The organism is Paenibacillus xylanilyticus (assembly GCF_013359935.1).
In the GTDB taxonomy this organism is placed as follows: Bacteria; Bacillota; Bacilli; order Paenibacillales; family Paenibacillaceae; genus Paenibacillus; species Paenibacillus xylanilyticus.
On record NZ_JABMCB010000192.1, the window covers coordinates 308,170 to 319,624 of the forward strand.

Genomic DNA, 11,455 nt, shown 5'->3' on the forward strand with positions numbered 1-11,455 from the left:
GGATCCGAGATGAGTGAACCTTGGACTGCATCGATGAGTGGCGTTCCCTGGAACGCGGAGAAAATGGACAATGCCGTGAAGCAGCTGCGGAATCGGGCTACCGTTTCGTTTGTAGTCGGAGCAGATGGAATGGAAGATGTCGTGGACTTGGACGAGCGGGTGTTTTCCAAACGACCTGATCTGATCCTGAAGATTACGAATGTGGAGGAGAAGGGACGTTACACGGAAGAGTTTTTGAAGATGCTTGCGGGATTGAAATATGTTAGGGCTCTGGAATTGGATCTGAAACAGAAACAGGATTTGAATGTACTTGGTGCGCTGCAAGGAATGGAATTTCTGAATATACGGGCAGCCAAAACGCAATGTCTGGAGTTCATCCGGAACTACAAACAGCTGCAGTACCTCTCTCTTAGCGGGAAATTTGATGATTTGGCTCCGATTGAGGACTGTATTCGGCTGAGTACATTGGTGTTAAACTGCAACATCGAGACGCTGAACTTTGTTGTGGATCTGCCGTTCATCGAATACCTGGCCATCGATAATTGCGCATTAAATGGACCACTGGATGTGCTCGCTGACTCAAACATCCGCATGCTGAGATTGTCGTCTGTACGGAACCTGACCGATATTGATGAGCTGAGCGCATTACAGCGTTTGGATTTTCTGCACCTGTCACTGCCCAAAGTCGAGCGTCTGTGTGACTTTTCAAGTATGCATAACCTGCGTCAGCTGGAATTGGATTTTATGAAATCATTACAGGAGATCGACAACCTGTGGACTGCGGAGCAGCTAGAGATGTTGGAACTGAAGGAGATACATACAAGGATTAAGGCGGAAGACTTTTCGGGTTTATTAAAAATGGATTCTTTGAAGCAGATTGATTTCCGCTTTATTGATCACAGCAAAGGCCGTATTGCTGCCATGTACAGACAAATGACTGATGCGGGGAAAGGGCATCTTCTCTATGAAAATATTCCTGAAGAACACCGGATCCCCTCCATGGCTCATGTGCATCTGTCCAAATTTCTGATGTAGAAAAATAATGAACAAGCCCGCTGTCCGAGCGGGCTTTTTGTGTATTGAGCACCATCCAGCTTCTCTTTCTAGCGCTTGATTAGCCATGACCGGAGGAGAAGAACGGGTCATCACCCGCATGACGCTTGCGATACTCTCCGGGGGTCAGCCCGTATCGACGCTTGAACATACGGATGAACGAGTTCGCATTTTGATAACCGACCTGCATGGCGATATCCTGAATCCGCAGTTCCACATTCACAAGCAGTTCCTTGGCCCGTTCAACCCGCAGATTATTCAGATACTCGCTGAAGTTGATGTTGGTTTTTTCCTTAAAAATACTGGAGAGATACCCCGGGGTTAAATTCAACTTGTCGGCAACGATATTCAAATTAATATCTTCCCCATAGTGATGGTCCAAATAGTCCAGCACAAAGCTGATGACCGGATCGCGCGTTTCCGACTGACTGCGGACTGCCGCAAGTACTGGTTGAACGAGCTCCCGAAGCCATTGCCTGTACTGCTGCACGGAATGAAAACCCGCAAATGGCTCACCCAGTGGAGAAGGATGAAGCTCAGACCCCATGGAACTCAAATTCAGCTTCATCACGGTTTTGCCGATTTGTTCCACTGCGCCAAGAGCAAAGGTGCGGAAGTCCTCTGCAGCCGCATCCTTGTGCTGCAGCTGTTCCAGCTGGCGATCCACCCAAGCGAAAACGGCCTCCTCATTACCTGATTGCAGCAGATTGTGCAGCTCTTCCCCATAGGTTACCTTCACATGGAAGGCATTGGAGGAGGAAGCGCGCGGCTCTACAATAATCTGCGTTTCCCCATTCAGTCTCCGCTCTTTCAACAGGATGGACAGGTTGCTGTACGCATCGGTAAACGGGATTTCTCCGGAATATACTGGACTCACTGCGATGGTCAGGTAGAGGGATTCTTCGGTAGCGAGCAATTCCTTCAGTGTATCCAGCGCCTGTAGTATACCGCTCTGCGGACCCGGATCGAACATCAGCAGTAACAGCTGATCCTGCTCGGGCTGAAGGGCAACACTGTTGTTTTGGCTGCTGCTGAACAGGCTCTGGATCAGCTTCCATAATAATAGGGTATGCTGCCCGAATTCATCTGGCAGGGATTTGAAACCAACCTTAAACAGAATGGAGACATAGGGCTGCTCGGGTTGCCGAACATCCTCAAGCTCCGCCAGGTAGGAGCTGAGCGGGATATTTTTCACTTTATGGGTATAAGCATACTGGCGTACAAGAGAGTTCTTCTGCGCAAGGTCGCTTTGAATGTAGCGGTTATTCTCCAAAATAGAGCTCAAACGGTCACCGATCATGGCGAATTCCTTTACACTGCTCAACTTGTCTGGCCCGCTGCCGGAATCTCGGTCAAGAGCGGCAATGAGGCGCTGAAGCGGCTGATTTAATCGCAGGCTGAAAAACAGGGACGAGAGCACGCTGATCAGTACAGCGGCTCCGAGCAGGAGCGCCAGCAGCAGCTGCATGCCGCGCATTTCCGCGCCAATGACCGCGGCCTGGGTTACCTGGACATAGGTAAACCCGGTTTGCTTGCCTTTTTCATAGAAGTAATACTGATCCCCAACGCGTTCATGTCTGCTTCCCTCTGCAGGAAGCGGAGGATTATGCATTTCCTCTTCTGACGTAGAGAACAACAGACGCCCCTCATTGTCCAGAATGTAGAACGGATTATTACCGGCATCACCATAGGTGTCCTGCATGCGCTGCGGATTCAGCATAACGATGCCGTACACGTCCTCGTAAGGAATGGCTTTCATCATGACCGGCAGCAGTTGTCCGAGGGAGCGGGAAGAATGAACGGTGTTTTCCGTAAAAGCGGCCGCAGGCATTACTTTGAGGAACTGGTTGTTCATGGTTTGAGTTTTCCAGTAGTCCGGTGGATATTCCTTACTGTAATAATATTTACCGAACATATCGCTGGCACTGCTGAGACCTTCCTTCTCCAGTACATAGTCTTCTTGCTTGAAATAGAGGATGAAATTATCGATATGCAAAAATGGATTGGCATACAGGGTGGAGAGGTCCGATTTGACCTCTGTGGGAACATCGTAACGGCGATTCTCCTTAATGTGGCTCAAAATGCCCAGATTGGCTGTCCAGGTGTCCGATTGAGTGAGGGCCAGAATCATGTTCTGGGTCAGCCGAAAGTGGTTCTCATATCCTTCGACGGTCTGTGCAAGGCCCAATTCATTTTGTCTGACCATCTCCTGGTAAACTTTGTTGCTCAAGTACAGATGGGAGAACAAATTAAATGAAGCCAAAATTAGGATGACACTGAGAAAGCTCAGCATTAGCTTGGCAAACAGGCCATTCAGCGCAAATTTGCTTGTAAGCAGTCCCTTCATCATGACATTCCCCCTTGGATACAGCCGAAAATCGTTTGGTCTAATCCTATCATAGCGGCATAAAGCTGACACAAACAATATGCACTTTTACTGATTTATACGCGGATATCTGGAAAATAGGAGTAAAGGCGAAAAGTTATATAACATGTAGATAGCGCTTTCTTAGGATTAATCGTTATAATTCGGAGACAAACCCGGGACCTTCAGGGGAAGTTATCTGACATTCAAGTCGATTTGCAATCATCTCTAATAAAGAGGGGGCATGCTGATGGCTGATGCTGGCTTAATGCAAGACAAACTGCGAAAAAAAGTGAACCATCCACCTCGGCGGAAGGCGCGGATGGTCCGAATCTGGAACAAGAACAAGGCGCTATGGCTGCTCTTCCTGCCATGCCTCCTGTATTATTTGATCTTCCGCTATGCGCCGATGTTTGGGCTGGTCATTACCTTCAAGGATTACAATCTGTTCAAAGGAATTTGGGCCAGTGATTGGGTGGGATTCAAATATTACCGGATGTTTCTGGAGAATCCCGATTTTTGGCCCTTGATGAAGAATACGTTTCTGCTGGGACTATATAAGCTGGTGTTCGGCTTCCCGGCCCCGATCCTACTCGCGATTCTGCTAAATGAGGTGCGCAGGGCCGCATTCAAGCGTTTTGTGCAGACGGTCAGTTATCTGCCGCATTTCATCTCGAATGTGATTGTGGCAAGTATGGTGATTATGTTTCTGTCTCCGACCGGAGGACTGATTAACAATCTGCTGGCAGGGATCGGCATCGACCCCATCAATTTTATGAATGAGCCAGGATTGTTTCGTGGCATCTATGTTCTGTCGGAAATCTGGCAGCATATCGGCTGGGAGACCATTATTTATCTGGCTGCACTGACGACCATCGACCCGCAGCTGTATGAGGCCGCTGATATGGACGGAGCAAGTCGATTACGCAAAATCTGGCATGTCACACTGCCCGGTATATCACCCGCCATCGTCATTACGCTGATTCTGAATATTGGCAAAGTGCTGGAGATTGGTTTCGAGAAGGTCTTTCTGATGCAGAATCCGGCAATCTACGATACGGCGGACATTATTAGCACATATGTCTACAGGGTGGGCATGGTACAGGGGAACTTCAGCTATGGTGCGTCCATTGATTTGTTCATGGGAGTCATCAGTCTGATTTTCATTTATACGGCCAACTGGCTCAGCCGCCGATTAAGCGAGACCAGTTTATGGTAGAAAGAGGTGTGGCGTGAAATCATTCCAATTTTCCTGGTTTAACGTTGTGGCATCCCTGATCCTGCTGCTGGTTGTGGTGGTCACACTCTATCCGTTTCTTCATATGCTGGCGGTCTCCCTCAGCAGCAACGTAAACGTCATCCAAAACAATATTTCCTTCTGGCCCAAGGGCTTCAATCTGAGCATGTATAAACTGGTGCTGGGAGATCCGCAGATCTGGACGGCTTACCGGAATACGATCCTTTACACCGTGCTTGGCACACTGATCTCGCTGGTGGTCACCTCGACGGGAGCCTACGCGTTGTCCAGAAAAGACATGGCGCTGCGCAATAGCTTCACCGTGCTGATTGTCATTACGATGTTCTTCAGCGGGGGGATGATTCCGACCTTCCTGGTGGTCCGTTCCCTGAATCTGGTGGACACCATCTGGGGAATGGTTCTTCCAGGGGCGGTCAGCACCTGGAACCTGATTCTGATGCGCACGTTTTTCTCGGGCATCCCCAAAGAGCTGGAGGAATCGGGCCGTATGGACGGCCTGAATGATATCGGCATCTTCATTCGGATTGTCGTTCCGCTGTCGAAGGCGTCCTTCGCCACCATTGCCTTGTTCTATGCCGTGGGCATGTGGAATAACTTTATTTTCCCGCTGCTCTATCTAAGGTCTCCCGATTTGTTCCCGCTGCAGGTACTGCTGCGTAATCTGGTGCTTGCCGGCACGGCGAGCTCAGGCGATGTCACGTCAATTGGTGGAGATAACCTGGTGGTGGAAGAATCACTCAAATATGCGACCATCATGGTCTCAACCCTGCCGATTCTGGTCATCTATCCGTTTGTACAGAAGTATTTCGTTAAGGGAGCCATGGTTGGAGCGGTCAAAGGATAAATTTGGCAAAACAAAGCGATTGAATGAAAATTCGGATTAAGGGAGAGAAGCTTATGGGCAAATGGAAATCGGTAATACTTCCCCTGCTGGTTACAGTAACGATGATAGCGGGGTGCAGTGGAGGCGGCAGCGGTTCCGGCACGCAGACGGATGCTCAAGGGGGCAAGGGCGTAACGGATAACTCCAAGGGAACGGGAAAGACTTTTACGGCGCTGCTGGATAACAATCCCACGTTTCCTTATTCCAAGAGCTGGCCCGTTTGGGGCTGGTTGAAGGAGAAGACCGGCGTCACGCTTGAAGTACAGACGCCCTCCGGCAAGCTGGATGAGAGCCTGAACCTGGCGATTGCCTCCAAATCACTGCCTGATCTGATGTACATGCCGAATCGCAAGGAATCGAACAAGTTTGGACAGCAGGGTGCGCTGGTGGACTTGATGGAGCATATGGACAACATGCCGAACTTACAGGAATGGATGAAACAATACCCCGAGGAAGCGAAGGCTGCCCTCTCCGCCGACGGCAAGATGTATATGTTCCCCAATCAAGGCTTTGGTGAGACAAACCGCATGATCTGGATGTATCGCAAGGACGTTTTCGATAAGGAAGGAATTCAGGTTCCGAATACCTACGAAGAGCTTCATGCGGCCCTGAAGAAGCTGAAGGAGAAATATCCGGACAGTTACCCACTCTCCATCCGCTACGGGCAGATCCCGGATGAGATGAATGCGAATATGACGGTGAACTACGGAACCGGTGAGGGTGCCTACTATGATTTTGACCAGAAAGAATGGCGCTATGGACCGACCGAAGACAACTATAAAACGATGGTGGGAATGTGGAAAAGCTTCTATGACGAAGGCTTGGTTCCGCCCGACTTCTTATCGCTGCAAACAAAGCAGTGGCAGGATATGGTCTCTACAGGCAAATCATTCGTGACCATCGATTATATCAGCCGGATTGATTTCTTTAACAATGCCATGCAGCAGGAGAACCCTGAGTACGACATGCAGTTCATGGCACCTCCGGCCGGAATTTCCGGCGGCAAACAGCTGAATCCGTATTTTCATTATATGGAAGGCGGGTTGACGGTAGCTTCCACCTCCAAGAACATTGACGATGTCGTGAAGTACATGGACTTTTTCTATTCCGAGGAAGGGCGTACGCTCAGCAGTTGGGGCATAGAGGGCGAGACCTACGTAAAGGAAGGAGATGCGATCAAGTTCAAGCCGGAGTATAACGATGTCATTGAAATGCGCAAGCAGACGGGACTTCAGACCAGCGGCACCTATACCTGGATTGATTTTAATGCCCATTTGTCGCTGTTCTCGGATGCCCTGAAGCACGCTTATGAAGAAGCAGTGAAGTATGATCCTTCCTCCATGCAGCCAAGACCTGCGTTTACAGAGGCGGAAAATGAAATCATATCCATTACCGGGCAGGCCATCAAAAAACACCGTGATGAGAGCTTTGCCAAATTCGTGACTGGCTCCCGAAGTCTGGCGGATTGGGATAAATATGTAGAGGAGATTAACAATCTTGGCGTAGATCAGCTGCTGGGCACCTACAAGGAAGCGTATGACCGCGTTCTGAATATTCAGTTGAGCGCAAAATAGAGCGAATATATGGCACAGCAATCCTAGACCATTAGTACAGAATGGCAAAAGGAGGCTTCGCTTATGAAAAAGCAGCATCTGCGTGTGTACTCCGGATTCAGGTTAGCCATGGTTCTGTTGATATGTATGGTATCGATTGGGATACCCTTTCCTGGTAAGGCGGGAGCAGCCGGTTCAATCTCGCTGGACGCACCTGGGGGTGGATATGTGTCGGACGGAGGAATGGTAGAGATCGGGGGCAGTTATACCGACCTGTACGATATTCGGCTGTATGTGAACGGAACGTCTCAATACGAGGTGCTGATGAATGATCCGGACGGGGATGACAGCGGCACCTGGTCTTATATGCTGGATACTTCGGGATATAACGGAACTGTGGAATTGGTGGTTCGTGGGCTGGATACGACCTCTCGCTACGGGGTATGGGGTGTGCCTGCCATCCTTACAGTGGATAACCCGGCAGGTGCTGTCCCTGATGTAACGATTATAAGTCCATCTGAAGGTGTGTCGCTTAGCGGTCAGGTGGAGGTTTCGGTCCAGGCCAGCTCCCCAATCCCAATCACGATGGTCGAGATACGGGTGAACCGCGGGCCTTGGGAGGAGGCTGTTCAGCAAGGTTCTGCTTATGTATACACCTGGGACACGGCCGGACTTGGCGATCGGACGGTCAGCTTGGAGGCCAGAGCGACCAATGCACCCCAGCGGTACGGCTATAGCTCAACGGTGTATGCACAGGTTGGAAACGGGACGCATGAACAAACCTTGCCTTTGCCTGATCAGGACCGGTCCATGTGGATCTGGGAACCGGAAAGCTACAAGCTGCTTCTAAACCCCGGCTCACGGCAGGTGCTGGAATCGTTCATTACGGATACGCAGACATTCGGTCAAGAGCCGGTTCAGACGCTGTATCTCGCAGTGGGCAAATATGCGGGGTACAACGCACTGGAAGAGCAGGAGGCGGAGCTGCGCTCGTTCATAAGCTGGGCTCACAGCAAAAATGTGCAGGTGCATGCATTAATTGCCGGAGGCACCTCTCCGGCCTACATGGGCGCTTACGAGAAGTATCATGGTCATGCAGTGAGGGAAATGGAACAGGTTATCAATTACAATCTAGCAGCTGCAGATCCGGAGAAGTTCGACGGCATCAATGTGGATATTGAGCCGTACATTTCCCCCAATTTTAGAGATCCAAGCCGATTCTTGCAAAAGGAATACCTGGATGTTTTACAAAAGATGATTGATCGCCGGAATATTGCGGGTATCCGGCTGCCGTTCGGCCCGGCTGTGCCCAAGTGGTATGACACTTCGGAGCAAGGGGCTAATATTGTCTGGAACGGTTCCAGCAAGTGGCTGAGCGAGCATGTTCAGGATATCTCCGACTATATCTCCATCATGGATTACCGGGATACAGCAGATGGATCTGCCGGCATAATTTCCGGGGCTGCCGGAGAATTGGCTTACGCCGATCAGATCGGCAAGCCGAATTCCGTGGTAATTGGTGTGGAAACACTGGATATCGCGAATAGCGGCGATCCGGAGACGATCACTTTTTGGGAGGAAGGCCGCAGTCATATGGAAGCCGAGCTGGATAAGGTATACACAGCTTACGGGCAGAGCAGTGCTTTCGGCGGCATTGCCGTCCATCACTATGATTCCTATCGGGCCCTGCCTTCTTACTGGGGACCGGGCGGTGTATTTTGGACAGCTTCGGATGATCAGGAGGCCCCTTCTGCCCTTGCAGGAGTGCCGTTCGTTGAGGCGACTGATTATCAGACTGTACAACTGAAATATGGAATAGCTTCAGATAACATGGAAGTGGAGCGATATGTCATTTATCGAAGTACCGTTCAGGGTTTCACACCTGCCGCTTCGGAAGTGGTAGGACTCGCTCGTGGCCTGAATTACCAAGACAAGGGACTGCTCCCGGATACAACGTACTATTATCGGATTGGGGCCCGTGATTTGCAGGGCAACATCGGACCACTTACCGATGAAGTGTCGGCGACCACTGGAAGTACTATATTGAAGCCCATGATTGTCTCGGACATGAATCCGGTTTACAGCGGTTCAGGAGTAACCGTCAACATGAAGGTTAGAGATTACGCTACGGGCGAGGTACTGGCGGGGGCGAAAGTGGAGGGAAGATTCACTTATGCTGCGGGACGTTACACCAGCGGGATCACCGGACCGGACGGAAGTGTAACGCTGGCCTCGGAGACGGTGATGCCGGGAAGGCAGGTTGGTTTTGAACCACGAAGAATCCGTTATAACGGTTATTACTATGCGGGAGAGCATGATTTTCCGCAAACGACGCTGCTGATGCAAAATGCCGACAATTGACCATCGGGCAAGAAGCTGTGTGGAGGAGGATGAGGAGCATTAACGTAAATGGCATGATAAAGCCGTTGGAGTCGCGAGTTGTAGAGAGCATGTCTGTACAGGTTTATGAAAATCGAGATCAGATGGGGGCAGCTGCAGCTGCTGCGGTTGGAGCTGAGTTAAGACAGCTGCTTCAGGATTCGGGGCGCCGGGTCCGCATGGTATTCGCTGCGGCACCTTCGCAGAATGAATTGTATGAGGGGCTTGTGATGGAGCAAGGTATCGATTGGTCGCGCGTGTGTGCCTTTCATATGGATGAATACATTGGTCTGCCGGAAACGGCCCCCCAGCGGTTCGGACGATATTTGACAGAACGGCTGTTCAGCCGGGTCCAGCCTGGGCGGGTGGAACTGATCGACGGGTTGGGCGATGTGGAGCAGGAATGCCAGAGGTATGGAGAAATGTTATGTGTGGAACCCATAGATATCGTCTGTCTCGGGATCGGAGAAAATGGTCACATTGCCTTCAATGATCCCCCTGTAGCCGATTTCGAAGATCCGCTGCTTGTGAAAGCAGTGAAGCTGGATGATGCTTGCCGTCGTCAGCAGGTAAACGATGGCTGCTTTGCCCGGCTGGATGATGTGCCTGCGGAGGCGCTGACCCTGACTGTACCGGCGTTGATGGCAGGGAGCAAACTGTTCGGGATCGTGCCAGGGGCGTCCAAGCGGAGTGCGCTTGCAGCAGCTTTACATGATCCGGTCAGTACGGCATGCCCAGCTACCATCCTGCGTACACATCCCGGAATTACGATGTTTACGGACCGGGAAGCCTTCGGCCTGTGACCGCGCCGATTGTTGGGAGACACTACCGGACGGGGCTGCCCATTGAGGTGGGATTCAGAGAAAAGCACATTGCTGCCGTTACCGAGCTTGACATGACGCCTTCCACGGAACATCTTCCCTGGCTTGCCCCCGGTCTGGTCGATTTGCAGGTGAACGGCGGCTGGGGGCTCGATCTGAATACAGCTCCGCTGAATCCAGATACGGTATTGAAGCTGACGAGGATGCTGCAAAACCAGGGTGTTACAAGCTTTTGTCCGACGTTGATTACAAACAGCTCAGACCGGCTCGCCGAGGCAGCTTCCGCTATAGCGGAAGCTGTTCGACTGAACCCGGATGCGAGCGGGGGGATTGCAGGTATACATCTGGAAGGCCCATTTCTCTCACCGGAGGATGGCCCGCGCGGAGCGCATCCGCGGCAGCATATTGTTCCCCCGGATTGGGAGGCCTTCAGCCACTGGCAGGAAGCGGCTGAAGGGTTAATTCGCATCATTACTCTCTCCCCGGAGTGGCCCAATGCGGCTTCATTTATCGCCCGGTGCTGCGAATCGGGCATCCTTGTCTCAATTGGTCATACGGCGGCAACGCCCGAGCAGATCAGGGAAGCGGTCGCCGCAGGAGCCGTCATGTCCACGCATCTGGGCAATGGCACACATCTGTCGCTTCCGCGTCATCCCAACTACCTGTGGGAACAGCTCGCGGCAGATGAACTGTACGGATGTATGATCGCGGATGGTCATCATCTCCCGCCGTCCGTGTTGTCGGTAATTCTCCGAATGAAGAGAAATCGTGCTGTTCTGGTCAGCGATGCTGTCTCACTGAGCGGCATGCCACCAGGTTCCTATCGACTGCACATTGGCGGAGATGTAGTGCTAACCGCGGAAGGTCGACTGCACCTTGCCGGACAGCCACAGCTGCTGGCAGGCTCGGCGATGATGCTGCCGGAACAGGTGGGGTATCTCGTGGAAGCGAGACTGGTCTGCCTCGCCGATGCCTGGGATTGCGCTTCAGTGAATCCTGCCGGGCTGCTTGGGCTTGAACAGGCAGCAGGGCTTAAGGAGGGAGCACCTGCGGATCTGGTTAGTTTCACCATGAACGGTGGGAAGTTGAGTATGATGCAATGCTGGAAGAATGGCCGGTTGAGTCCACGGAGCAACGAATAGG

Annotated in this window: 8 protein-coding genes; 7 read left to right on the top strand and 1 reads right to left on the bottom strand. The window is 51.5% G+C overall.

Annotated elements, in window-relative coordinates; all coding sequences use genetic code 11:
• Positions 1-9: 9 nt before the first annotated feature.
• Entirely contained in the window at positions 10-1,035 is a 1,026-nt protein-coding gene (locus HP552_RS21280; protein WP_175397390.1) for a leucine-rich repeat domain-containing protein, read from the top strand.
• A 79-nt stretch (positions 1,036-1,114) separates the two neighbouring features.
• Here HP552_RS21280 and HP552_RS21285 read toward each other — a convergent pair whose 3' ends face one another.
• Complete coding sequence (locus HP552_RS21285; protein ID WP_175397391.1) at positions 1,115-3,403, bottom strand: helix-turn-helix transcriptional regulator; 2,289 nt, start codon at positions 3,401-3,403, stop codon at positions 1,115-1,117.
• Positions 3,404-3,740: 337 nt separating this feature from the next.
• Here HP552_RS21285 and HP552_RS21290 point away from each other — a divergent pair, with 337 nt between their 5' ends.
• From HP552_RS21290 to HP552_RS21315, 6 genes are all read left to right on the top strand, one after another.
• Positions 3,741-4,637: an ABC transporter permease gene (locus tag HP552_RS21290; protein ID WP_246311009.1), complete on the top strand. Its 897-nt coding sequence runs from the start codon at positions 3,741-3,743 to the stop codon at positions 4,635-4,637.
• Positions 4,638-4,650: 13 nt separating this feature from the next.
• Positions 4,651-5,520, top strand: coding sequence for a carbohydrate ABC transporter permease (locus HP552_RS21295; RefSeq protein ID WP_260871059.1), 870 nt, complete (start codon positions 4,651-4,653; stop codon positions 5,518-5,520).
• A 53-nt stretch (positions 5,521-5,573) separates the two neighbouring features.
• Positions 5,574-7,133 carry an extracellular solute-binding protein gene (locus HP552_RS21300; RefSeq protein ID WP_175397393.1) on the top strand — a complete coding sequence of 520 codons (1,560 nt, stop codon included), beginning with the start codon at positions 5,574-5,576 and terminating at the stop codon, positions 7,131-7,133.
• 63 nt (positions 7,134-7,196) lie between these two features.
• The gene (locus HP552_RS21305) at positions 7,197-9,473 is read left to right on the top strand and encodes an Ig-like domain-containing protein (protein ID WP_175397394.1); all 2,277 of its coding nucleotides are present in this window, start codon (positions 7,197-7,199) and stop codon (positions 9,471-9,473) included.
• Positions 9,474-9,502: 29 nt separating this feature from the next.
• Positions 9,503-10,294, top strand: coding sequence for a glucosamine-6-phosphate deaminase (locus tag HP552_RS21310; RefSeq protein WP_246310994.1), 792 nt, complete (start codon positions 9,503-9,505; stop codon positions 10,292-10,294).
• Positions 10,291-11,454 carry an N-acetylglucosamine-6-phosphate deacetylase gene (locus tag HP552_RS21315; RefSeq protein WP_312884327.1) on the top strand — a complete coding sequence of 388 codons (1,164 nt, stop codon included), beginning with the start codon at positions 10,291-10,293 and terminating at the stop codon, positions 11,452-11,454. The genes HP552_RS21310 and HP552_RS21315 overlap by 4 nt, the downstream gene beginning before the upstream one ends.
• Position 11,455: the final 1 nt, after the last annotated feature.